This is a genomic window from Streptomyces sp. CNT372 (assembly GCF_000377145.1).
This window is the reverse complement of record NZ_KB897788.1, coordinates 117,718-140,854: the sequence shown is the minus strand read 5'-3', so window position 1 is coordinate 140,854 and position 23,137 is coordinate 117,718. Positions and strand designations below refer to the sequence as shown.

At 74.2% G+C, this 23,137-nt stretch carries 22 protein-coding genes; 8 read left to right on the top strand and 14 right to left on the bottom strand.

The genetic code is table 11. The features are described from left to right. Positions 1 to 78 precede the first annotated feature (78 nt). Positions 79 to 672 (bottom strand): hypothetical protein, encoded by a 594-nt coding sequence (locus tag C593_RS0124135; protein WP_018849905.1) that lies wholly within the window; start codon positions 670 to 672, stop codon positions 79 to 81. 118 nt (positions 673 to 790) lie between these two features. On the opposite strand from C593_RS0124135, the gene C593_RS0124130 reads away from it, so the two are divergent. Then, the gene (locus C593_RS0124130; RefSeq protein WP_026278024.1) at positions 791 to 1,600 is read left to right on the top strand and encodes an SCO2400 family protein; all 810 of its coding nucleotides are present in this window, start codon (positions 791 to 793) and stop codon (positions 1,598 to 1,600) included. 65 nt (positions 1,601 to 1,665) lie between these two features. On the opposite strand, the gene C593_RS0124125 is transcribed toward C593_RS0124130, so the two are convergent. After that, the gene (locus C593_RS0124125) at positions 1,666 to 2,103 is read right to left on the bottom strand and encodes a MarR family transcriptional regulator (protein WP_018849903.1); all 438 of its coding nucleotides are present in this window, start codon (positions 2,101 to 2,103) and stop codon (positions 1,666 to 1,668) included. 91 nt (positions 2,104 to 2,194) lie between these two features. Between C593_RS0124125 and C593_RS0124120 the strand changes: the two genes are divergently transcribed. Beyond that, positions 2,195 to 3,211: an MDR family NADP-dependent oxidoreductase gene (locus C593_RS0124120; protein WP_018849902.1), complete on the top strand. Its 1,017-nt coding sequence runs from the start codon at positions 2,195 to 2,197 to the stop codon at positions 3,209 to 3,211. Positions 3,212 to 3,366: 155 nt separating this feature from the next. Next, entirely contained in the window at positions 3,367 to 3,789 is a 423-nt protein-coding gene (locus tag C593_RS0124115) for an organic hydroperoxide resistance protein (RefSeq protein WP_018849901.1), read from the top strand. 185 nt (positions 3,790 to 3,974) lie between these two features. On the opposite strand, the gene C593_RS0124110 is transcribed toward C593_RS0124115, so the two are convergent. Beyond that, positions 3,975 to 6,578, bottom strand: a complete 2,604-nt coding sequence (locus tag C593_RS0124110; protein WP_026278023.1) for a M14 family zinc carboxypeptidase — start codon at positions 6,576 to 6,578, stop codon at positions 3,975 to 3,977. A 242-nt stretch (positions 6,579 to 6,820) separates the two neighbouring features. Here C593_RS0124110 and C593_RS0124105 point away from each other — a divergent pair, with 242 nt between their 5' ends. Further along, entirely contained in the window at positions 6,821 to 7,747 is a 927-nt protein-coding gene (locus C593_RS0124105; protein ID WP_018849899.1) for an EI24 domain-containing protein, read from the top strand. 19 nt (positions 7,748 to 7,766) lie between these two features. Here the strand turns inward: C593_RS0124105 and C593_RS0124100 are convergent, their stop codons facing one another. The 3 genes from C593_RS0124100 to C593_RS0124090 all read right to left on the bottom strand — a co-directional run bounded on the left by C593_RS0124100 (position 7,767) and on the right by C593_RS0124090 (position 10,971). Next, entirely contained in the window at positions 7,767 to 8,480 is a 714-nt protein-coding gene (locus C593_RS0124100; protein ID WP_018849898.1) for a carbon-nitrogen hydrolase family protein, read from the bottom strand. Positions 8,481 to 8,537: 57 nt separating this feature from the next. Beyond that, on the bottom strand, positions 8,538 to 9,794 hold the full coding sequence (locus tag C593_RS0124095; protein WP_018849897.1) for a hypothetical protein: 1,257 nt from the start codon (positions 9,792 to 9,794) through the stop codon (positions 8,538 to 8,540). Between the two features lie 259 nt (positions 9,795 to 10,053). Continuing rightward, entirely contained in the window at positions 10,054 to 10,971 is a 918-nt protein-coding gene (locus C593_RS0124090) for an SGNH/GDSL hydrolase family protein (protein WP_018849896.1), read from the bottom strand. Between the two features lie 260 nt (positions 10,972 to 11,231). On the opposite strand from C593_RS0124090, the gene C593_RS30395 reads away from it, so the two are divergent. Then, the gene (locus C593_RS30395; RefSeq protein WP_018849895.1) at positions 11,232 to 11,726 is read left to right on the top strand and encodes a DUF3145 domain-containing protein; all 495 of its coding nucleotides are present in this window, start codon (positions 11,232 to 11,234) and stop codon (positions 11,724 to 11,726) included. A 422-nt stretch (positions 11,727 to 12,148) separates the two neighbouring features. On the opposite strand, the gene fabF is transcribed toward C593_RS30395, so the two are convergent. The 5 genes from fabF to C593_RS0124060 all read right to left on the bottom strand — a co-directional run bounded on the left by fabF (position 12,149) and on the right by C593_RS0124060 (position 17,085). Continuing rightward, positions 12,149 to 13,411 (bottom strand): beta-ketoacyl-ACP synthase II, encoded by a 1,263-nt coding sequence (gene fabF / locus C593_RS0124080; RefSeq protein ID WP_018849894.1) that lies wholly within the window; start codon positions 13,409 to 13,411, stop codon positions 12,149 to 12,151. 88 nt (positions 13,412 to 13,499) lie between these two features. After that, positions 13,500 to 13,751 (bottom strand): acyl carrier protein, encoded by a 252-nt coding sequence (locus tag C593_RS0124075; protein WP_018849893.1) that lies wholly within the window; start codon positions 13,749 to 13,751, stop codon positions 13,500 to 13,502. Between the two features lie 80 nt (positions 13,752 to 13,831). After that, the gene (locus tag C593_RS0124070) at positions 13,832 to 14,863 is read right to left on the bottom strand and encodes a ketoacyl-ACP synthase III (RefSeq protein WP_018849892.1); all 1,032 of its coding nucleotides are present in this window, start codon (positions 14,861 to 14,863) and stop codon (positions 13,832 to 13,834) included. Positions 14,864 to 14,884: 21 nt separating this feature from the next. Then, positions 14,885 to 15,811: an ACP S-malonyltransferase gene (locus C593_RS0124065; RefSeq protein WP_026278022.1), complete on the bottom strand. Its 927-nt coding sequence runs from the start codon at positions 15,809 to 15,811 to the stop codon at positions 14,885 to 14,887. Between the two features lie 89 nt (positions 15,812 to 15,900). Next, positions 15,901 to 17,085 (bottom strand): helix-turn-helix domain-containing protein, encoded by a 1,185-nt coding sequence (locus C593_RS0124060; RefSeq protein ID WP_018849890.1) that lies wholly within the window; start codon positions 17,083 to 17,085, stop codon positions 15,901 to 15,903. A gap of 109 nt (positions 17,086 to 17,194) precedes the next feature. On the opposite strand from C593_RS0124060, the gene C593_RS0124055 reads away from it, so the two are divergent. After that, positions 17,195 to 17,965 (top strand): pirin family protein, encoded by a 771-nt coding sequence (locus C593_RS0124055; protein ID WP_026278021.1) that lies wholly within the window; start codon positions 17,195 to 17,197, stop codon positions 17,963 to 17,965. A gap of 73 nt (positions 17,966 to 18,038) precedes the next feature. After that, positions 18,039 to 20,180, top strand: a complete 2,142-nt coding sequence (locus tag C593_RS0124050; protein WP_018849888.1) for a HEAT repeat domain-containing protein — start codon at positions 18,039 to 18,041, stop codon at positions 20,178 to 20,180. On the opposite strand, the gene C593_RS30390 is transcribed toward C593_RS0124050, so the two are convergent. Both C593_RS30390 and C593_RS0124040 read right to left on the bottom strand, forming a co-directional pair. Next, entirely contained in the window at positions 20,177 to 20,518 is a 342-nt protein-coding gene (locus C593_RS30390; RefSeq protein ID WP_018849887.1) for a DUF397 domain-containing protein, read from the bottom strand. The genes C593_RS0124050 and C593_RS30390 overlap by 4 nt on opposite strands. Next, positions 20,478 to 21,326 carry a Scr1 family TA system antitoxin-like transcriptional regulator gene (locus C593_RS0124040; protein ID WP_026278020.1) on the bottom strand — a complete coding sequence of 283 codons (849 nt, stop codon included), beginning with the start codon at positions 21,324 to 21,326 and terminating at the stop codon, positions 20,478 to 20,480. The genes C593_RS30390 and C593_RS0124040 overlap by 41 nt, the downstream gene beginning before the upstream one ends. Positions 21,327 to 21,410: 84 nt before the next feature. Between C593_RS0124040 and C593_RS0124035 the strand changes: the two genes are divergently transcribed. Further along, complete coding sequence (locus C593_RS0124035) at positions 21,411 to 21,848, top strand: ATP-binding protein (RefSeq protein WP_051093763.1); 438 nt, start codon at positions 21,411 to 21,413, stop codon at positions 21,846 to 21,848. Between the two features lie 31 nt (positions 21,849 to 21,879). Here the strand turns inward: C593_RS0124035 and C593_RS0124030 are convergent, their stop codons facing one another. Next, positions 21,880 to 23,088: an Ig-like domain-containing protein gene (locus C593_RS0124030; RefSeq protein WP_037746965.1), complete on the bottom strand. Its 1,209-nt coding sequence runs from the start codon at positions 23,086 to 23,088 to the stop codon at positions 21,880 to 21,882. Between the last annotated feature and the right edge of the window lie 49 nt (positions 23,089 to 23,137).

Genomic DNA, 23,137 nt, shown 5'->3' with positions numbered 1-23,137 from the left:
CTGCGCCGGTCGGGGGCGTGCCGCGGGCAGGCGGTGGACGGGCCCGGAGCAGGGCCGCGTCCGGCGGCCGACGGGGCGTCAGTCGACCTGCTGGAGCAGGCCCCAGGTGAAGTCGGCCACCCGCTCGGCGCCGTCGCCGGGGTCGGTGAAGGCCAGCCGGAAGCGGGTCGGGGCGGTCCCCGGGAGCGGGTGGGCCGGCGGGAAGGCGCGGGCCACCTCGTCCACCGTCGCGGACCAGGGGCGCAGGTCCGCCGCCGTCCTCGGGGCCGGGCCGGGCGCGCCCGGGGCGCGGACCAGCCACTCGTTCCACACGGCGCCGCCGTCCGCGAGGGCCATGACCTCGAAGCGGAGGTCCGGCCAGAGGGGGACGGGCCAGAGCAGGGCCTCGCACTCCAGGTCGCCGATCCGGCGGCGGGTGGTGGACCCGGGCGCGCCGAGGACCGAGCGGTAGCGGGCGAGGGCGCCGCGCCCGCGCGGGGAACGGGACATGGCCTGCCAGCGCCGGTTGGCCTCCCGCATCCGCGCGGCGGTGACGCCCAGGGCGCGGCGGGCTTCCTCGACCAGTTCCGGCCGCTGGTCGGCCATGCGGCGCAGCAGGACGAGCTGGAAGTCGAGCGGTCCGAAGGGGGCGTTGGTATTGCCGAGCGGTCCGAAGGGGGCGTCGGTACTCATGCCCGGCATCCTGCCCCGGGCGGGCCGAGCGGCCACGCCGCGGAAGGAGGGATTCCACACAGGATCCTCACAGAGGGGGCGCCTCAGGTGCCCCACCGCCGCATAGCCTCCTTTGGCCATGGATTACTGCCACCCGTGCGGACGGCATCTCAACGGCGCCCTGGCCTGTGCCGGGTGCGGTACCCCCGTCGAGGAGCTCCGCCGCCACAGTGCTGCCGCGTTCGATGCGGCCCCGGACGACGCCCGTGTACCGGACGTGACGCCGGAGCCCTCGGCCGCGGGCTCCGGGTCCCGCGGTGCCCGCCGGCAGGCGTCGCGGGCGAAGGGGCGCAGGCCCGCACCGGCGGGACGCCGGGCGCGCCGCAGACGCGGGCGCACGGTGGTGATCGGGACGGTCGGTCTGGTGCTGGCGGCCGGCGCGCTGAGCCTCGCGGAGCTGGCGACCGAGAGCGCGGGCGAGGGCGCGGCCACCTCGGTGGAGGAGCGGGCCGTCGCGGAGCCGGAGGAGATCGTCGAGCCGTCCGTGTCCGTCGCGCCGCCGGACGGGCCCGCGAAGGTGACCGAGCAGCCGAGTGCCTCCGCCGGCTCGCCCCGGCCGGGCGCCACCGCGACCGGCAAGGGCGACGACGTCCCGGGCGGCGAGCCCTCGAAGCAGCCCGGAGAGTCCGGAGAACACGGAGCACCCGGAGGGCGCGGCGACGGCTCCGGGCCGTCCGCGAGCGGGCCGCCCGCCGGGGACGGCCCGTCCCCGTCCGCGAGCGAGGACCCGCCGGAGGGCGGCGGGTCCCCGGAGCCGTCCGGTGAGCCCGGCGGACCGGGCGAGGGCGACGACCCGCCGCCACCGCCCCAGACGCCCCCTTCCCAGCAGCCCGCCCCCACCCCCACACCGACCCCGACGTGCGAGCGCTTTCTGTGGTGGTGCCTGTGAGCCGCCGAGCGGGGTGACGGGCCCGGGGCCCGTCACCTGACCCGCCTGCCGGGTGTCGGGCGGGGTCAGGAGCCCGCCGGTGCGCCCAGCATCCGTTGCAGCAGGTCGCGCAGGGCCGTCCGCTCCTGCGCCGACAGTTCCGCCAGCGGTTCCTGGGCGAAGTCCAGCGAGCCGCGCAGCAGCCGGGCGGTGGCCCGGCCCTCGTCCGTCGCCGCGGCGACCTTCACCCGCCGGTCGGCCGGGTCCGGGCGGCGTTCCACCAGGCCGCGGGCCTCCAGCCGGTCGACGATGCCGGTGATGTTGGACGGCTCGCACTTCATCCGCTGGGCGATCCGCCGCATGGGCAGCGGCTCCAGGGACAGCAGACCCAGGACCCGCGCCTGCGCGCCGGTCAGCGCGTGCTCGGCCGCCGCCCGCTCGTACTCGTCGTGGTAGCGGGCGACGACGGCGCCGATCAGTTCGACGACCTCGACGGTCAGGGGGTCGGTTCCGGGGATGCCCATGGGCACTACCCTACCGATTTACTTGACAACATGAAATATCCAGGAGCATGGTTGTTTCAGAACATGAAACATCTCTCTGGAGGCTCGCAGTATGTCCGTTCTTCCCGCGTCCGGCCGTGAATGGCATCTCGCCGCCCGTCCGCACGGCTTCCCGAAGCCCGAGGACTTCGCCCTGCGGGAGGTCCCGGTGGACGCCCCCGGCAAGGGGCGGGTCCTCGTACGGAACCTGCACTTCTCCGTGGACCCGTACATGCGCGGCCGGATGAACGACGTGAAGTCGTACGTCCCGCCGTTCAAGCTGGACCACCCCATGGACGGCGGGGCCGTCGGCGAGGTCGTCGCCTCGGACGCCGAGGGCTTCGAGGCGGGCGACCACGTCCTGCACGGCCTCGGCTGGCGCGAGTACGCGAGCGTCCCCGCCGAGCACGCGGTCAAGGTCGACGCCGCCAGGGCGCCCCTCTCCGCGTATCTGGGTGTGCTCGGCATGACCGGCCTCACGGCCTACGCGGGCCTGTTCGAGGTCGCCTCCTTCAAGGAGGGGGACGCGGTCTTCGTCTCCGGCGCCGCCGGTGCGGTCGGCAGCCAGGTCGGCCAGATGGCCCGGATCAAGGGCGCCTCGCGCGTGATCGGCTCGGCCGGCTCGGACGAGAAGGTGCGGCGCCTCGTCGAGGAGTACGGCTTCGACGCCGCGTTCAACTACAAGAACGGGCCGGTCCTGGAGCAGCTGAAGGAGGCCGCCCCCGACGGCATCGACGTCTACTTCGACAACGTCGGCGGCGACCACCTGGAGGCCGCGATCTCCGTCTTCAACGTCGGCGGACGCGCCACCGTCTGCGGCATGATCGCCCAGTACAACGACACCGAGCCCACCCCCGGCCCGCGCAACCTCGCCCTGCTCATCGGCAAGCGGCTGCGGCTCCAGGGCATGCTCGTCAACGACCACAGGCACCTCCAGGAGCAGTTCGTGGAGGACGTGGCCGGCTGGATCGCCTCCGGCGACCTGAGGTACGACGAGACGGTCGTCGAGGGCATCGAGAAGGGCTACGACGCCTTCGCTGGCCTGCTGCGCGGCGAGAACACCGGGAAGATGATCGTCTCCCTCGGCTGACCCCGCGGCTCCCGCGCCGCCGAGACGCCCCGCGCCGCCGGGACGCCCCGGCACCTGAGACGCCCCGGCACCGCGCACGGGCCACCCGTTAGGCTCGTGCGCAGCCGTCGCGATCGTGGGCGCGAGTCGCGGCGAACCAGCAGGAGGAAGACCACATGTCCATCCAGCAGTCCGACGTGCTCTACACCGCCGTGGCCACCGCCGAGAACGGCCGCGACGGGCGCGTCGCCACCGACGACGGGCAGCTCGACGTCGTCGTCAACCCGCCGAAGGCCATGGGCGGCAGCGGCGTCGGCACCAACCCCGAGCAGCTCTTCGCCGCCGGGTACAGCGCCTGCTTCCAGGGCGCCCTCGGTGTCGTCGCCCGCCAGGAGAACGCCGACATCAGCGGTTCCACGGTCACCGCCGAGGTCGGCATCGGCAGGAACGACGACGGCTTCGGCATCGTCGTGAAGATCTCCGCGAGCATCCCGAACGCGGACGCCGCCACCGCCAGGGACCTGATCGAGAAGGCCCACCAGGTCTGCCCGTACTCCAAGGCGACCCGCGGCAACATCACGGTCGAGCTGGCGGTCTGAGCACCCGGCGACCACCGTGCCGCACACACGGCCGAGGGCCGTACCCCCTGCACAAGGGGGTACGGCCCTCGGCCCGTTCACCGGCCCGTTCACCGGCGCTCGTTTCACCGGCTCGTTAACCGGCCGCTCGGCAGCCCCTTTTCGAGCCCGTGCACAGCCCCTGTCGCGAGCCTGTGCGAACCGCCTCAGCGGGTCAGCAGCGCCCTGCCGAGCTGCGCGTAGAGGCCCTTGGGATGGGCCCGGAACAGCGGCTGGGTGCCGAAGAGGACCACCCGCGCCCCCGAGGCCGCCGCACCGGACACCACCGACGCCTCGCCCGCCGCGTCCGCCGGGCCGCCCGTGCCGTCCTCCGCGGCCCGCCAGTGGCCGGAGACCAGCGGGTTCCCCTCGGCGTAGGTCTGCTCCGCGCGCACGCCCGCGCCGAGACCGGTGAACCAGCCGGGGGAGTAGACGAAGGTGTGCTCCGGCGCGCCGCCCGTGACCGCGCCGCCCGTGACCGGGCCGCCCGCGTTCCGCACCCGGACCACGCCGTTGGCGTCCCCGTTGCCCGCCACCGCGGTCGCCTCCAGCAGCCCGGCCGCCGCGTTGAAGGCCGCGCCCTGCGCACCGACGCCGACCACGGACACCCCGCTGGCCTCGAACGCCTCGCGCGCGGCCGGGGTCAGCTTCGTGTGGTCCAGCCCGGCGGACACGAACAGCACGTCCGCCGAGGACCAGTCGAAGCCCGCGTTCAGCGTCCCGGTCGACACCGGCCGCACCGCGAAGCCCATCTCCCGCAGCGCGAACAGCTCGCCCGCCGAGACCGCCGCCGCGACCCGGGTCCGGCGCAGCCGGCCCGTGCTCTTCTCCCCCGGCCGGCCGGCGGTGAACTCCACGCCCAGCTCCCGGGCCAGCTCCCGCGCCCGGTCGCGTGCCGAACCCGGCACCAGGGCCGTGCCGTCCGCCGCCCGGCCCACCCGTACGCCCTGCGCCAGCAGGGAGTTGAGCGCCCGGATCTCCGCCGGGTCGTCCAGCCGCAGCCGCAGGTCGCCGAAGGGGGCGACCCCGCCGGTCGGGGCGGCAGCCGTGACCGGGCGCACCGGTACGCGCGGCGCGCGCCGGGAGTCGACCACCGTCGCACCCCACAGCCGCCCGAGGCTCCAGCCGGAGATGTCGTACATGGTGGAGACGTCCGCGCTGATGTCCCGGCCGTCCGCGAGGATCACATTGGCGACACCGCGCTTGGGCTGATGCATGTCGACCAGGTACGAACCGGCCCGGTACGTCCGCCCGTCGAGCCGGAACGCGGTGCGCGCCCGGGTCACCCGCACGTCGTTGGCGACCAGCTGGTCCACCAGCCGGGCCGCCGCGACCGCCGACCGGGCGCCGCCGCCCGCCGGGATCACGTAGGTGCGCGGGAACTCGGTCGTGTACACGTCCTCGGGGCCGATGCCCGGGACCCCCGGGACCGTCTCCTCGGAGACCGGGCGCTGCGCCTCACCGGCCGCGCCGCGCCGGAAGGTCTCGATCTGGTCCGCGATCACCGAGCGCCGGTTGCGGTCCGTGTACGCGAGGGTCGCGCGCATCGCCGCGCCCGCGATGTCGGTGTTGACCGTGGCCCGGCGGCGCAGTTCGGCCTCCGGCAGGGAGGTGTAGGCGTTGTTGTTGACCACCAGGGGGAACTCGACGGTGTGCGAGGCCACCGCGCCCTGGAACGGCATGTACTGCGGGGTGAAGACCGGCGGCCAGTCGTCCCAGCCCTCCTCCTCGTCCCGGTACGGGATCACGACCGGCCGCACCCCGTCCTCCGCCTCCGTGTAGCCGAGGCCGTTGACCGCCTTCTCCATGCCGAGGGCGTTGGCGTAGGCGTTCTTCAGGAACAGGTCGTACTCGTAGTTCTCGCCGTGCGGCGGGGTGGTGGGCTCGATCAGGGTGCCGTTGACGTAGCCGTGCAGGTCCAGCATCACGGCCGGCTGCTTCTCGATCGCGATGCGCCGGATGGCGCGGGTCTCCGGCTGGCTCGCGGTGATGAAGTCCCGGTTGAGGTCGAAGCCGTTGGCGTTGGCGCGGGTGCCCGCGATCCGGCCGTCCGGGTTGGCGGTGATGTTCAGATAGAGGCGGTTGCGGGAGAGCAGCTTCGCGGTCCCGGGGTCCTTCGCCCTCGCCAGCTCCTCGACCAGCTTCAGGGCCGCGTCCGTGCCCTCCCACTCGTTGCCGTGGATGTTGTTGTTGAGGAACACGGGCGTCTTGTAGGACGCCTTGACCGCGCGGTCCTTCGCCGCGCGGGCCGGGCTGTTCTCGATCAGCTCGCGCATCCGCTCCTGCTCGCGCGCCTCCCGGCGGCTCTCGGGCGCGGTGACCGTCACCAGGTACAGCTCATGGCCGCCCGCCGAACGCCCGGCGACCTCCACACTGACCCGGTCGCCCAGTTCCTGGAGGGCGTTCAGGCGCGGCGCGATGCCGTGGTACGGGACCAGGCCCAGCTTGATCGACGTGTCCGCCGGGTTCTCGGGCGGGGTGTCCAGGACGGTCCGGCGCGGGTAGCCGCCGGTGCGGGACGGGGTGTGGCCGGGGGCGGCCGGCTCGGCGGTGAGCGCCCGCGCGGCGGCCTCGGCCGGTGTCCGGGCGGGCCCGGCCGCCCCGGACCCGTCCGGGCGGCCCGCCTCGCGCACCGGCCCGGGCTCGGGCGCCTTCGGCCCGGGGGCGGCACCGGCGGGCGGGACGAGCAGGGCACCCGCGAGGGAGGCGGCGAGCAACGGGAGGGCCCTGCGCAGAGCTGTGCGTACGACGGTGGGGCGTGGGGATCCCATACGGTACGGACCTTTCGACGGCCGGGTCTGATCTGTACACGATCAGTACGCGAGGTCTACCGGTTCCCTCGCCGCGCGACAAGGGCGGCCGAGGGGTGCGATGGCGTCCGGTTCGGTGGGGGGCGCGGGGGTGTCCGGCGCGGGCGTGGTGTCCGGCCCGGCGGGGGTGTGGTGTCCGGTTCGGCGGGGACGGCGCGGGGGTGTCCGGCGGGCAGCGCGGCGACAGGCTCTACGCTGGGGATATGCGTGATCTCGCGGCCGGTTTCGGCTACTTGGTGAAGGGCCAGCGCTGGGTCGTCCGGCACGGCCGCTGGTTCGGCTTCGGGCTGCTGCCCGGACTGGTGACCCTGGTGCTCTACGCGGGCGCGCTCTACGGGCTCGTCGTCGGCGCGGACGACCTGGCGGCGTGGGCGACCCCCTTCGCCGACGACTGGTCCTCGCCGTGGCTCGACGTGCTGCGCGGCACGCTCACCGTCCTGGTCTTCGCGTTCGGCCTGTTTCTCGCGGTGATCACGTTCACCGCCGTGACCCTGCTGGTCGGCCAGCCCTTCTACGAGTCGCTCTCCGAGCAGGTGGACCGGACCGAGGGCGGGGACGTCCCGCAGTCCAAGCTGCCGCTCTGGCGCGAACTGTGGATCTCCGCCCGGGACTCGGTGCGGGTGCTCCTGCGGGTCGCGTTCTTCGGGGTGCTGCTCTTCGCCTGCGGGTTCATCCCGGTGGCGGGCCAGACCGTCGTCCCGGTGATCGGCTTCTGCGTCTCCGGGTTCTTCCTCGCGGAGGAGCTTGCGGCGGTGGCGCTCCAGCGCCGGGGCGTGGAGCTGACCGAGCGGCTGGCGCTGCTGCGGGCGCGGCGGCTGCGTGCCCTGGGCTTCGGAGTGCCGCTGGTGCTGGCGTTCCTGGTCCCGTTCGTGGCCGTGCTGCTGATGCCGGGCGCGGTGGCGGGCGCGACGCTGATGGCCCGCGACCTGGTCCCGGCGCCCGCCCCGGAGGGCCCGGGCCCCGAGAACGCGGCTCGGGGTGAGATCCCCGCCCCGGGCACGGCGGGCGCGGCGGATGCCCCGGGCAGGGCGGATGCCGCGGGTGCCGCGGATACGGCGGGTGCCGGGCGCACCCCGGCGCCGGTGCACTGGCCGGAGGCGGGCGGGCCGGACGCGGGCCGCGCGCGGTGAGCAGGTTTGGGCACCGGCGCTACGGCAGGTCCACCACGGCGAGCCCCGGTTCCGCCGGGCCCGCCGTGGTGAGCAGGGCCCCGTCCGGGCCCCAGGCGGCGCTGCCGCCGAAGCACTCGCCCTCGTCGCCCGGGCCGATCTGGTTCGCCAGCAGCACATGCAGCCCGTGGTCCCGGGCGCGGGCCGGATACACGGTCTCGAAGGAGTCGTTGGCCGCGTTCAGCACCGAACTCGCCACGTACACCGCGCAGTCGTCCGCCGCCGCGCGCTCCGCCACCTCCGGGAAGCGGTTGTCGTAGCAGACCGCCACGGCGAAGCGGACCCCGCCGAGGGTGAAGCGGCCGTCCCGCCCGCCAGGGGCGAAGACCTCCCGTTCCGGGCCGTACAGATGCCGCTTGTCGTAGCGCGCGAGCAAGCCGCCGTCCGGGCCGAGGACCAGGGCGGAGATCGCGGGACGCGGGCCCAAGGTGCGTGCCGCGCAGCCGACGAGGGTTGCCGTTCCCGTCTCCCGGCACGCCTCCCGCACGGGGTCCAGCCGCACGTCGTCCTCGCTGAACCACGCGCCGGGGCCGGCGGCGACGGGGGCCAGGGCATACCCGTTCAGGGACAGTTCGCAGAACGCGGTGAAGGCCGCGCCCCGCGCCGCCGCCTCCCGGACCAGGGCGGCGGTGGCGCGGACGTTCGCCGCGACGTCGCCGGGGACGGACCTGAACTGGGCTGCCGCGATCCTCATGCGTCCATGATGCGCGGCGCCCGCGCGACCGGTCGCGTCAGCCCCCGACCGGTCCCGTCAGCCCCGCGCGTCCGCCGCCGCGACGAGGATCGCGCGGACCTGGGCGATGATGTCCAGCCGGTTGCGCACGAACTCCGGGTCCGTGATCTCCGTCGTGTTGCCCGTGCCGAACTGGAGGACGGGCGTGTGCACATGGCCGCCCGGGACGTCGAGGCCGAGACGGTCGCGGAGCAGGGTGGCCCGGTAGGCGATCTCGTTGGAGAGGTAGTCCCCGCCGCCGCCCGCGCGGGCCGCGGAGCCCGGTGTCGGGCCTTCGGGCCGGACCACGGGCGCGGTGCCGCCCGCCGGGACCTCGGTCACCGAGGTGTTGTCGTACACCGGGAAGCGGCCGGTGGGCGCGGACGTGATCGCCGCGTACGGCAGGGTGGTCGTCGTCCACTGAGGCTGGGACTCCGGGTCGGCGACGGGGACGAGGCCGGTGCGGGAGAGGTTCTCGTTGTCCCCGAAGCCGCCGCGCCAGGCGCCGTTGAAGCGCTCGACGTCGAACCGGCCCACCCGGCCCTGGCTCACGGTGGTGAACAGGTCGGCGCGGGGCAGCACGGGCGCGAGGGCGCGTTCCACCTCGCCGTCCGCGAAGTCCTGCCAGCGGACCGGGAAGACGGCGGTCTCGATCCGGGCCGGGCCGTCGGCCGTGCGGATCCAGGTGCCGTCGAGAGCGAGGGCGGCCGCGCCGGACGGGTTGCTGACCCGGATGTCCCGGTCCAGCGTGAACGGGTCGAACCCGGTGAGCACGATCCGGCGGACGCCCCTGCCCGCCGGGAGGTCCAGGGTGTCCTGGCCGCGCGAGGTGCGCTCCAGGCGCTCCAGCAGCCGGGCCCGCGCGGTGTCGTCCAGGCCGAAGACGGGCTGCCACTGGCGCAGTTCGGCGGTCATACCGAGCCGGGCCCAGTACAGCGGCCGGTCGTCGTCCCGGCTGAGGTCCCCGCCCGCCGGGCCCCGGCCCTGCGCCCGGGCCACCGCCCGCTTCCACAGCGCCCCGCCGTGCCGGGCGACGGCCCGCTCGGCGTCCCGGTACGAGCCCGCCCCGGCCAGCGCCCGGCCGAACGCGGGGGCCGCCGAGCCGAATCCGCTGCGGCGCAGGATCTCCTGCGGTGCCGCCTGCGCGAGCCGCCGCTCCTCGACGGTGAGCGGGGCGGGGGCGTTCGCCTCCGGGGTCGCCTGGCCGGCGAGGGCGGGCGGGACGGCGGTGAGCGCGAGGGCGGCCGAGACGGCCAGGGTCAGGCCGATCCGGGCGCGTATCCACAGGCGGGGCACGGGGATCCTTCCGTCGGGGTGGCGGGTGCGCGGAAGTATCGCCTCCGGCGACGGGCGGTGGCTACGGGGAGCTCGGCCGTTTCGCGTGGCGTTGGTGGTCCGGGTGGTCCGGGTGGTCCGGGTGGTCCGGGTGGGCTGGGTGGCGCGTACGGCGCAGGTGGCGCGCGGTCCCGGTGGTCCGGGTGCCGCGGGTGGTCCCGGTGGCGTGAGGGGCCGGTGGCGTGAGGGGCCGGTGGCGTTGGGGGCCGGTGCGGCGGGCTCAGGCGTCGGGGGCCGTGATGTTGCGGTAGGCGATCTCGGCGAGGCGGCGCTGCCCGTCCCGGCTGGGGTGGAACCAGTCCCAGCGGCTCAACTGCTGCTTGCCGAAACGGAATCCGAAGACCTCGCCGTCGTCCCAGCGGCAGCGCTCGTCCTCGGCGCAGACGTCCTCGAGGACCGCGTTGTACGCCACCACCCGCTGGTGAACGGTCTCCCGGCGCTGCTGGGCCGCCGGGCCGTCGTTCCCCGCGTCGCCGAGCATGGTCGCGCAGATGCCGAGTTCCCAGATCCCGCGCCCGAGGGGGTCGTCGCGGCCCGTCTCCCAGAGGCGCATCAGGTCCGGCACGCTCGACACGTACACCTGGGTCCTCGGGGCCGTCGTACGCAGCACCTTCATGGACTTCTCGACGGAGGCGCGGAAGGCGTGGACGGGGGTCATCCGGTCCACCGTGTCGGCGCAGGCGTCGTTGGCGCCGACCATCACCGTGACCAGGTCCGGGCGGCGGGCGGCGGCCTCGGCCATCTGGCCGGGCAGGTCGGCCGCGTCGGCGCCGCTGACGGCGAGGTTCCAGCTCCGGGTGCCGACCCCGGCCGGTCCGAGCAGGCGCAGGGCGACGGAGTTCACCGTGACGTCCGAGCCGGTGGCCCAGGAGACCGCCGGACAGTCGGCGAGGATGCCGCAGGCGTCGAAGCCGCGGGTGATGGAGTCGCCGACGGCGGCGACGGACCGGGGCGCGGTGTTCCACACAGGGGTGGGGCTGGGGGAGGGAGAGGGGCGGGCGGAGGACTTCCGGGGGGCCATCTCGTGCGGTGACGGAGAGTCACATGCGGTCAGCGCGGCGGCGGTGAGGCCCGCGAGCGCGAGGGCGGTGGCTGCCGCGGTGGGTCGCGGCCGGAGTGGCGCGGCGCGCAGGCGCATCCGCTGATCCCCCTTCCCGGGCCCTGCCAGTCGACTCCTGGCGGGTGAAAGCTGTGTGCGTACGGGGCCTGGAGCGAGAGTACGCCACCCCTCGGGGGCGCTCGCGCGGTAGCTTTCTCCCGTCGACCCAGAGGCGCGCCGCCCAGTGGGGTCAGTAAATTACATCACGTCACATGATGTCCCTTTTGTGGAGTTTCGCGTCGGATGCTGTTTACTGAGGCCGCTGGGAAGGTGACCCTCGTCCCACACTGGAGGTCCCGGTGACGACACGCGGCGTTCTGTACGTTCACTCCGCCCCTCGCGCGCTGTGCCCCCACGTCGAGTGGGCGGTCGGGGGTGTCCTCGGCGCGCGGGTCCAGCTCGACTGGATCCGGCAGCCGGCGTCGCCCGGCACATGGAGAGCCGAGCTCTCCTGGCAGGGCCAGACGGGGACGGCGTCCAAGCTCGCGTCCGCGCTGCGCGGCTGGCATCTGCTGCGCTTCGAGGTGACGGCGGAGCCGTGCCCGACGGCGGAGGGCGAGCGCTACAGCGCCACGCCCGAGCTCGGGATCTTCCACGCGGTGACCGGCATCCACGGCGACATCCTGATCCCCGAGGACCGCCTGCGGGCGGCGCTCGCGCGGTCCGTCGCGGGGGAGACGGACCTGGAGGCGGAGATCGCGAAGCTGCTGGGCAAGCCGTGGGACGACGAGTTGGAGCCGTTCCGGTACGCGGGGGAGGGGGCGCCGGTGCGGTGGCTCCACCAGGTGGTGTGACCACGCCCACCCACCGCCCTTCGACCACGGTGGACGCGCCCCACCGGGCCCTCTCGCCCGGGCTCCGCCCCGGAGCCCGCGCCTCAACCGCCGGCGGGGCCGGAAGGACGCGCCGGCGAGATTGCACGGGAGCGCTCTCCGGGCGCGCGGCGTTCTCCGTGCCTCGATCGCCGGAGGGCTGAAAAGTCGCGCCGCCCGGACCGGAAGGAATCGCCGTGCGAGGCTGAATCGCCGTTCGAGGCCGGAGAGACGCGCCGGCGAGGCTGGAGAGATCCGCTGCCGGAGCCGGAAGGACGCGTCGGTGGGGCCGGAGACGCGCCACCCGGCCCGGAAGGACGCGCCGGTGCGATCGACGAACACGGCGGTGGCCCGGCTCCCCCCGAGGGGAGCCGGGCCACCGCCGTGTCGGCCGGGGCAGGTCGTCAGACCGTGCGGAAGGCGAGGACCACGTTGTGGCCGCCGAAGCCGAAGGAGTTGTTGATCGCCGCGATCGTGCCCTCCGGGAGCGCGCGGGGCTCGTCGCGGACGATGTCCGCGTCGACCGACTCGTCCAGGTCGTCGACGTTGATCGTCGGCGGGGCCGTGCGGTGGTGCAGGGCGAGGACCGTGGCGACGGTCTCGATGCCGCCCGCGCCGCCCAGCAGGTGGCCGGTCATGGACTTGGTCGCGGAGACCGCGACATGGTCCAGGTCGTCGCCGAGGACCGAGCGCAGCGCCTTGATCTCGGCCACGTCGCCCTGCGGCGTCGAGGTCGCGTGGGCGTTGAGGTGGACCACCTCGGCGGGCTTGAGGTCCGTGGACTCCAGCAGGTTCCGCAGCGCCGCGGCGATACCGCGGCCCGTCGGCTCCGGCTGGGCGATGTGGTGGCTGTCCGCGGACAGGCCCTGGCCGAGGACCTCGCAGTAGACGCGCGCGCCGCGCGCGGCCGCGTGCTCCGCGGACTCCAGGATCACGACACCCGCGCCCTCGCCGAGGACGAACCCGTCACGGGCGGTGTCGTAGGGGCGGGAGGCCTTCGCCGGCTCGTCGTTGTTCTTCGACATCGCCATCATGTTGGCGAACGCCGCGACGGGCAGCGGGTGGATGGCCGCCTCGGTGCCGCCCGCGACGACCACGTCGGCGCGCCCGGTGCGGATCATCTCGACGGCGTAGCCGATCGCCTCGGCGCCCGACGCGCAGGCGGAGACCGGGGTGTGCACGCCCGCCTGGGCGTTCACCTCCAGGCCCACGTTCGCGGAGGGGCTGTTGGGCATCAGCATGGGGACGGTGTGCGGGGAGACGCGGCGGACGCCCTTCTCCTTCAGCACGTCGTACTGGTCGAGCAGGGTGGTCACGCCGCCGATGCCGGAGGCGATCACGGTGCCCAGGCGGGCCGGGGCCACGCCCTCGTCCTCGCCGGCCGGGCCGGTGTAGCCCGCGTCGGCCCACGCCTCGCGCGCGGCGATCAGCGCGAACTGCGCCGAGCGGTCCAGCTTGCGGGCGAGGGGGCGGGGCAGGACCTCGCCCGGGTCGACCGCGGCGGTCGCGGCGATACGGACGGGGAGGTCGGCGTACCGTTCCTCCTCCAGGGTCCGGACACCGGAGCGCCCGGCGAGCAGGCCCTCCCAGGTCGATGCGCTGTCGCCACCCAACGGTGTGGTTGCGCCGATACCGGTGACGACCACGGTGCGATTGGTCGAGTTCACAGGAATTCTTTCTCCACTGTCATCGGGGTGCTGAACTGTCACGGTGCCACCGGAGGGCGGCGACCAGCGCGTCACGAGCCCAGGACGGTTACTTGGCCTGGTGGTTGAGGATGTAGTCCGCGGCGTCGCCGACGGTCTTCAGGTTCTTGACGTCGTCGTCCGGGATCTTGACGTCGAAGCGCTCTTCGGCGGCGACGACGACCTCGACCATGGACAGCGAGTCGACGTCCAGGTCGTCGGTGAAGGACTTGTCCAGCTGGACGTCCTCGACCGGGATGCCGGCGATCTCGTTGACGATCTCCGCGAGACCTTCGACGATCTCTTCCTGAGTGGCGGCCATGTGGCGCTCCTTCGGTGTGTATCAGAGGGTGTGGCGGGGTCCGCGCGGCTTCTCCGGAGATCCGGGGTTCCGCACGGTGCCTAGGGGAGGGTAACGACCGTGGCGGCGTAGACGAGACCCGCCCCGAAGCCGATGACGAGCGCGGTGTCGCCGCTCTTCGCCTGCCCGGTCGCCAGGAGCCGCTCCATCGCGAGCGGGATCGAGGCGGCCGAGGTGTTGCCGGTGGTCTCCACGTCACGGGCGACCGTGACGTGCTCCGGCAGCTTGAGCGTCTTCACCATCGAGTCGATGATCCGCATGTTGGCCTGGTGCGGGATGAAGACGTCCAGGTCGGCCGCCTCGATGCCGGCGACGTCGAGTGCCTGCTGGGCGACCTTCGCCATCTCGAAGACGGCCCAGCGGAACACCGCCTGGCCCTCCTGCGTGATGGCGGGGAACTTGACCTCGCCCCTCTCGTCGAGCGGGAGCTGCGAGACGTCGCCGACCCTGAAATCGTTCCACGGGACGGTCTGCTTGATGGTCTCGGACTTGTCGCCCTCCGAACCCCACACGGTCGGGCCGATGTGCGGCACGTCCGAGGGGCCGACGACGACCGCGCCCGCGCCGTCGCCGAACAGGAAGGCGGTGGCCCGGTCGTGCAGGTCGGTCAGGTCGCTGAGCCGCTCCACGCCGATGACGAGGACGTACTCGGCCGAACCCTCCACGACCATGCCCTTGGCCAGGGTCAGTCCGTAACCGAAGCCCGCGCAGCCCGCGGAGATGTCGAAGGCGGCGGGCTTGCCGGCCCCGATCCGGTCCGCGATCTCGGTGGCGACGGCCGGGGTCTGCTTGAAGTGCGAGACGGTGGAGACGATCACGGCGCCGATCTGCTCCGGCGCTATCCCGGCGTCGGCGATCGCCTTGCCGGACGCCTCGACGGACATGGCCGTCACGGTCTCCTCGGGGGAGGCCCAGTGGCGCGTGGCGATGCCCGAGCGGGAGCGGATCCACTCGTCGGAGGAGTCGATCGTCTCCAGGATCACCTCGTTCGGCACGACCCGGGTGGGCCGGTAGCCGCCGACACCCATGATCCGTGCGTACGGGGCACCCTTGCTGGGCTTGATCTTCGACATGCTCAGGGGCTCCTTGTCGGCTCAGGCGGCGGAGTGCTCGGCCAGCAGCGCGCGAGCCGCTTCGAGGTCGTCCGGCGTCTTGAGAGCCAGGGTCTTCACGCCCGGCAGGGCGCGCTTGGCGAGACCCGTGAGCGTACCCCCGGGGCAGACCTCGATCAGCGCGGTGGCGCCGAGCTTCGCGAAGGTCTCCATGCACAGGTCCCAGCGGACCGGGTTGGCGACCTGGCCCACCAGCCGCGAGACGACGGCGGAGCCGGTGCCGACGGTCTGACCGTCCTTGTTGGAGACGTACGGGACGGCCGGGTCGGCGGGCGTCACATCGGCAGCGGCCGACTCCAGTTTCGCGACGGCGGGCGCCATGTGGTGCGTGTGGAAGGCGCCGGCCACCTTCAGGGCCACGACCTTGCGCACGCCCTCGGGCTTGTCCGCCTCCAGGGCGGCGAGCTGCTCCATGGTGCCGGCGGCGACGATCTGGCCCGCGCCGTTGATGTTGGCCGGGGTCAGGCCCAGCTTCTCCAGGTGCGCGACGCTCGTGTCCGGGTCCCCGCCGAGCAGGGCCGACATACCGGTCTCGGTGACCGCCGCGGCCTCCGCCATCGCGAGCCCGCGTGCGCGTACCAGGCGCAGCGCGGTGGTCTCGTCCACGACGCCCGCCAGGGCGGCGGCGGTGAACTCGCCGACGCTGTGGCCGGCGACCGCGCCCGGCGCGATCTCGGCGAGGGTGCCGAGGGCGGCGGCGGACAGCAGTCCGGCGGCGACCAGCAGGGGCTGGGCCACGGCCGTGTCGCGGATCTCGTCCGCGTCGGCCTTCGTGCCGTAGTGGGCGAGGTCGAGGCCGATGGCGTCGGACCACGCGGCGACGCGGTCGGCGGCGCCGGGCAGTTCGAGCCAGGGGGTCAGGAAGCCGGGCGTCTGGGCGCCTTGGCCGGGAGCGACGAGTACGAGCACCTTCACACTCTCTCTTGTGGACGGCTTCCGACGCCCGTGGGGACAGGGACGAAGAACCGTCGGGGGAATTGTCGGTGTCCCACAAAAGTCTAGGACTGCGTGTCCCCGTCGGCCAGACGCCCGAGAATCAGGGCGATTCGCAGCGTGAACGCCGAGCGGACGTCGGACGGCGACCAGCCGGTGACGTCGGTCACACGTCGCAGCCGGTAGCGGACGGTGTTGGGGTGGACGAACAACATCCGGGCGGCGCCTTCGAGACTGCTGGCCTGTTCCAGATAGACGCTGAGGGTCTCCAGCAGCGCCGAACCGGCCTCCTCCAGCGGTCTGTAGATCTCCTCCACCAGCTGCTCGCGCGCCGCAGGGTCGGAGGCGATGGCGCGTTCCGGCAGCAGATCGTCCGCGAGGACCGGCCGCGGGGCGTCCTGCCAGGCGGTGCACGCCTTCAGCCCGGCCGCCGCCGCCTGCGCGGACCGGGTCGCGGCCAGCAGGTCCGGCACGATCGGGCCCGCGACCACCGGCCCGGCCGCGTACGGGCCGATCAGGGCCTTGGCGACCTGGAGGGGGTTGTCGCTGCCGCCCGCGATCACGACCAGGCGGTCGCCGAGGACCCCGGTCAGCACCTGGATCTTGGCGTGCCGGGCGGCCCGGCGGATCGCCTCCACGGTGAGCTCGCTGTCCCCGTCGGGCGCGGTGCCGAGGATCACGCAGACGTGGTCGGGGGAGTTCCAGCCGAGGGCCGCCGCCCGTGAGACCGCGCCCTCGTCGGCCTCGCCGGACAGCACCGCGTTGACCACCAGGGACTCCAGCCGGGCGTCCCACGCGCCCCGGGCCTCGGCCGCCTGCGCGTACACCTGGGCGGTGGCGAAGGCGATCTCCCGCGCGTACACGAGCAGCGCCTCGCGCAGCACCGACTCGTCGCCGGGGGCCGCGACCTCCTCGATCGCGGTCTCCATGACCTCGATCGTGGTGCGGACCATCTCCACGGTCTGGCGCAGGGTGATCGCCCGGGTCAGCTCCCGGGGCGCGGTGCCGAAGACGTCGGTCGAGATCGCCTGCGGGGTCTCCGGGTGGCGGAACCACTCGGTGAACGCGGCGATGCCCGCCTGGGCGACCAGCCCGATCCAGGACCGGTTCTCCGGGGGCATGGCCCGGTACCACGGCAGCGTCTCGTCCATGCGGGCGATCGCGTTCGCGGCGAGCCGGCCGGACGACTGCTCCAGGCGGCGCAGGGTCGCGGAGTGCGGGTGGGAGGCGTTCGCAGCAGGTTCGGGCACGGGGACAAGACTGCCTTATCAGGACGGGGGGACCGAGTGCAGGGGTTCACGGCACTGTGCCGGCCGGTGCGCGCGCCGCCGCTACCGTGGACGCGTGACAGCCTCCAGCATCTCGGTCCGGCGCGCCGGAGACCGCTACCCGGGCGGGGAGCCCGGGGCGGGGATCGACTCCCTGCACGCCTTCTCCTTCGGCGGCCACTACGACCCGGACAATCTCCGCTTCGGAGCGCTGCTCGCCTGCAACGAGGAGCGGCTCGCGCCGGGCGCGGGCTTCGACGAGCACCCGCACAGCCACACCGAGATCGTCACCTGGGTCGTCGAGGGCGAACTGACCCACCGGGACTCGGCCGGGCACGCGAGCGTGGTCCGCCCCGGGGACGTGCAGCGGCTCAGCGCGGCGGGCGGGGTGCGGCACACCGAGCGCAACGACGGTGACGTACCGCTGGTGTTCGTGCAGATGTGGCTGGCCCCGCTCGACCCGGGCGGGGAGCCCTCGTACGAGATCGTGCGCGGGATCGCCGACGCGACGCCGTACGCGCTGCCGCAGGCCCGGGCCATGCTGCACGCGCGCCGGCTGGCCCCGGGGGAGCGGACCGCCGTGCCGGACGGGGAGTTCGTCTACGTGCACGTGGTGCGGGGCGGGGTGGCGGTGCTGGGCGCGACCGGCGCCGGGGCGGAGGGCGCGGGTGGCGGGGACGGCGGCAGCGGCGGTGCGGGCGGCGGTGACGGCGGCAGTGCCGGTGCGGGCGGCGGAGAAACGTTGTCCCCCGGGGACTCGGCGCGGATCACGGGCGCGGAGGGGCTGACGCTGGTCGCGGGCGCGGAGTCGGGGGCCGAGGTGCTGGTGTGGGAGATGGCGGGGGGCGGGCCGGGGGTGTGAGGGTGCGCCGGGGCGCGAAGGTGGGGGTGGGCGCGCCGGGGGTGGTGTCGGACCCCGCTGTCATGATCCCGGTATGGACCTCGCACACGCGCTCGACGGCCTCGATGCCCGCCCCTGGGCGGACTTCGCCCATGCCTACGGCAGTGCGGAGGATCTGCCCGAACTGCTGCGTGCCTTCGCGGGCGAGGACGAGGGGGCGGCCGGGGAGGCCGAGTCCGAGCTGTACGGCAGCATCCTGCACCAGGGCACGGTCTACCCGGCGAGCGCCGAGGCCGCGCCCTGGCTGGCCCGGATCGCGGCGGCGGGCCGACGCCCGGCGGAGGCGCTGCTGCTCCTCGGCGGGCTGGCCGAGAGCGAGGACGAGTGGGGCGTCCCGGAGGGCACGGTCCGCGCGGCCGTCGCCGCCCAACTCCCGCTGCTGATACCGCTGCTGGCCCACCAGGATCCGCCGGTGCGCCAGGCCGCCGCCTGGGCCGCCGGGCAGCTGCGGGCGGCCGGGAGCGCCGGGACCGAGCTGCGCGAGCGCTGGGCGGTGGAGCCCGACCCGCTGGTGCGCGCCGAACTCCTCACCGCCCTGGGCCGGTCCGGCGTGCGCGAGGCCGCCCGCCTCGCCCGCGCGGAGCTGGGCCCGGACCGGCCCGCGCCGCTGCGGCTGGCCGCCGTGTTCACCGCGCTGGACGCGGGGGAGAGCTGGGAGCGGGCCCACCACGAGACGGTCCTCGCCCTCCTCCCGGCCGACGCGCTCGGCCGGGAGCGCTTCGACCTGGACCGCGCCGAGCCCCTGCACGCTCTCGTCCTCGCCCTGTTGAGGCGGGGGACCGACAAGGACACGGCCGCCGCCGGGGATCTCCTCGCCGCCGCCCTGGCGGACGGGCGGCCGGAAGCCGTCGAAGAGGCGCTGTGGGCGGCGGAGGACGCCGTCACCCGGTCGCGCGGGCTCGGCGTCCGGCTGCTCCCCGCGTTCACCGCCCTGCTCGCCCCCGACGCCCAGCCGCGCCGGGCCGCCTCCCTGGTCGCCCGCTTCGGCCGGGCCGCCGCCGGAGCCGCGCCCGCGCTGAAATCCCTCGCCGAGGCCGAGTACGAGGACGACTTCGGCGACCGGGCGCTCGCCGCACTCGTCCAGGTCGCGCCGGAGGAGGCCGCCCCGCTGCTGGCCCGGGGCCTCGGCCGACTGCCCTGGGCGCTGGACGCGGCGGCCGGGTTCCGGGCGGCCGGTGACTTCCCCTTCGACGCGGGGCTGCTGGACGCGGTGCGGGAGCGGCTGGGGGCCGGTGGACTGAGCGGCAACGAGCCGTCTCAGCTGATGGGCCTGCTGCGGCAGTGGGGCGCTCGGGCCGTTCCCGCGCTGCCCGAGGTGTACGCGCACCTCGGCAGCCATCCGCTCCCGGCGGCCCGGGCGCTGGCTGCGGTCGCCCCCGCCGCGCCCGACGAGGAGCGCGCCCGCGCGGCGGCGGCCCTGCGCGCACACGCGGCGGACGGCCCGTCGGACGTGGCCGGGGCCCTGCACGCCCTCACCGGGGACGCGGAACCGCTGCTCGCCGCGCTGGCCCGGGACCTGGCGGAGGGGAAGAACGAGGTCGCGTCGGCGGCGGTCGCGGCGGGTGAACTGGGCGCGCGGGCAGTCGCGTTGGTCCCGGCTCTGCGGGCGGCCCTCAGCGACGCGGGTGAGGACACGATCGTCCCGGTCCTGGACGCGGATGTGGCGATCGAGGCGGCCCTGTGGCGGATCACGGGCGACGCGGAGGCGGCGGTGCCCGTGCTGGACGCGGTCCTGGAGCGGGCGACGGGGCAGGAGTGGTACCGCTGGACGGCGATACGGGCCGCCGGGGCGGCGGCCCTGCTGGGCCCGGCGGGCCGGTCGCTGGAACCCCGGCTGCGGGCGCTGTTCGACCATCCGCGACAGGTCGCGGCGGCGGTCCTCGCGCTGCTCGCCGTCGCGGACGGGGCGGGCCTGGACCGGCCCGTGCTCGCGGTCGCCGTGCTGGACGCGGCGGACCGGGGCGCGCCGCCGCTGGACGTCCTGGACGCGCTGCTGGCCCTCGGCCCGGATGGCGTCCCGGCCGAACAGGCGGCCCGGCTGGCCGTGTTGGCGGAGGGCGACGCCCGGGTGGTCAACTCGGGCGTCGACACGGAGATCGTCCGCGAGGACGAGCGCTTCCGGAGACGGGCGCGGGAAGTCCTGGCGGCCCTCGGTGCGGGTGTCGCTGAGGGCTAGCGGAGGCCGTTGACGAAGGTCTGCCAGGCGGCGGCCTCGAAGACCACGACGGGTCCGTCCGGGTTCTTGCTGTCCCGGACGGGCACGGTGGCGGAGGGGCAGCCGTCGGCGACCGCGACGCATTCACCGCCGGTGTTTCCGCTGTGGGTGGAGGTGCGCCAGGCGGCGGTGCCGGTAGTCGTGCACTCCACGCACTCGCCGCCCGTGCTGCCGCTGAAGCTGGACTTGCGCCAGGCGGCCGTGCCCGTGACCGTGCACTCCACGCAGTCGCCCCCGTTGGGGCCGCTGAAGCTGGACTTACGCCACTGGACCTTGGCCAGGTCGGGTCGGATCTCCATAGCGTTCCTCCAGTACACACGTGATCAGCGCCGCCGAATCCCTCACTGAGAGGGCGAGGGCCTGCAAGTGAGCGTAATGGAGGGACGCTTGCTTGATGGTTCGGGGATCGGCGGTCATGTGGCCGGACATCATGTCCTCCGTGTAGAAGATGTCCGGGTGGTCGTCGAAGCGCAGCAGATTGAAGGCGCCGTCCAGCCCGGGGTGTTCACCCGCCGTGTAGGGCAGCACCTGGACGCGCATCCAGCGGTGGTCCGTGTACTGCAACAGGCGCGTCAGTTGGTCGCGCATCACGGCAGTTCCACCGACTTCGCGGTGCAGCACAGCCTCGTCCAGCACGACCCATGCGAGTGGGGGATGGGCGCGCTCCACGATGCGCTGCCGCTCCATCCGGGCCGCCAGAAGGTTTTCGAGCTCATCCTGTTCGCCGGTGGCGAGGATCGCGCGTGCGTACGCCTCGGTCTGCATCAGTCCCGGCACGACCTGCGCCTGGTACGTCGAGATGTAGGACGCCTTCGCCTCCATCTCCGCGTACGGCTGGAACCAGCTCGGCAGTTGGCTGCGCAGCACCAGCCCGATCAGCCGGGAGAAGAGGCCGTCCGTCCCGAGGGCCGCGTCGACCCGCGTGGAGAACTCCCTGGTCGGGACCTTCTTCGTGGTCTCGATCTGGCCGATCAGGGACCCCGAGCAGAAGACGATGTCCCCGAGCTCGCCCTGTTTGAGGCCCGCGGCCTCGCGCAGCCGGCGTAACTCCCAGCCGTAGTAGTCGAGGGGGGACGCGCTGGGGTCGAGTGACTGGATGTTGGCCACGACGGGCACCTCCGGCCTGCAACGCCTTGCGGCGTTCGGTTCGTTCCGTAGCCGAGCGTAGTCGTCGCGTCGCACGCTGGTGGCATGAATCACGCAACTGATGCGCGGGAACCGGCCCTCGGGCCCGGCTACCGCGCGGAGATGGCCGTCGGGGAGCACTCCGCCCGCCACCTGCGCCGCATCCTCCGCACCTACCTGGTCTCCTGGGGCATCCCGGACGTCAGCGACGCCGCCGAGCTCGCCCTCACCGAGCTGATCGCGAACGTGGTGCGCCATGTGCCCGGCCGCCGCTGCCGGACCCTGGTCACCTTCCAGGACGGCGGGGTGCGGGTCGAGGTCTCGGACGGCAGCCCCGTCGTGCCCAGCCCCGGGCGGGGCGACGTCAATGCCGAGGACGGGCGCGGGCTGCTCCTCGTCGACGCCGTCACCGACCGCTGGGGCGTGCTGCCCCACCGCTTCGGCCCGCCGGGCAAGACCGTGTGGTTCGAGTGCATGTCCAAACTCCCCGGCGCGGACGCCTGACCCGGGACGCCCGCGCCGTGTCCGCCCCGGCTCAGCGCAGCGCGCTCTTCGCCCGCCACTCCTCGAAGGAGAGGTTCCACGCGCCGAAGCCGTTGCCCGGGTCGGGGACTCCCTTGGTGTCGCCGCCGGTGACCTCGAAGGGGTCGCCGGGGCGGACCTGGCCGTAGAACCAGCGGGCGTCGGGGGTGTCCATGCCGATGCAGCCGGAACTGCGGTTCGCCCGGCCCATGTACTGGGCGTTCCACGGCGCGGCGTGCGCGTACATGCCGGACCAGGTGAGCCGCATCGAGTAGTCGACCATCTTGTCGTAGGCGTTGCCCAGGCCCACCGTCTCGGAGTTCATGTTGATGGTGCCCTCCTTGGACATCAGCACCGTCGTGCCTCCCCAGGAGCGCTTCTTGCCGCCGGGGGTTCCGCCGGAGACCGGGATCGAGCGGACCGTCTTGCCGTCCCGCTGGAGGGTCAGGCGCTTGGCGTCCAGGTCGACCTTGACGATCTGGCTGGATCCCACCGTGAAGCGCGTGGAGTAGTCGCGGACGAACCAGCCGCCGTCTCCGGAGTCCGTGCCGTTCAGCCGGGCGTCGAGCCGCACGTCGGTGCCCGGCTTCCAGTACTCCCTGGGCCGCCAGTCCACCCGGTCGCGGCCCGACCAGTCCTTGATCCAGCCCCAGGAGCCCTCGGTGCCGTCCGATGAGGTGACCTTCAACTGCCGTTCCACCTCGGCCTTGTCGGTCACGGGGTGGTCGAAGACGAGGGACAGGGGCTGGGCGACACCGACCGTGCTCGCCTCGCCGGGCCGCCAGTCCACCTTGTTGACCCGGTCGGCGGGCGCGGTGGTGAACGAGGACTCGTCGGTGCGCTCGGTGCCGTCCGGGGTGCGGGTGGTGGTGCGCACGGTGTACTCGGTGCCGGGGGCGGCCTTGCGGGCGGACTTCCAGGCGGTGTCGCCGGAACGTTCCCCCGCGAGGGAGCGGCCCTCGGCGTCGGTGACGGCGACCTTCACCAGGGTCCCACCGCGCACGGCCACGGTGACCGGCTTCCCGGCGGGGGCCTTGGCGCCGGCCGGGGTGACGGTCACGGTCGGCGGACGGCCCTTCCCGCCGCCGGGCTTGTCGTCCCCGGCGCCGCTGCCGCCCGTGCCGCCGCCCGCCGAGCAGGCGGCGAGCGGTGCGAGCAGCAGGGCGGCCACCGCGATCCGGGTGCGTATCGGGTGCTCGGTCACGGCTCTCGCGGGGTGCATGGGACGCATCGGAACCTCCGTCGTGCAGGGCTGGGCCGCCACGGAAGAG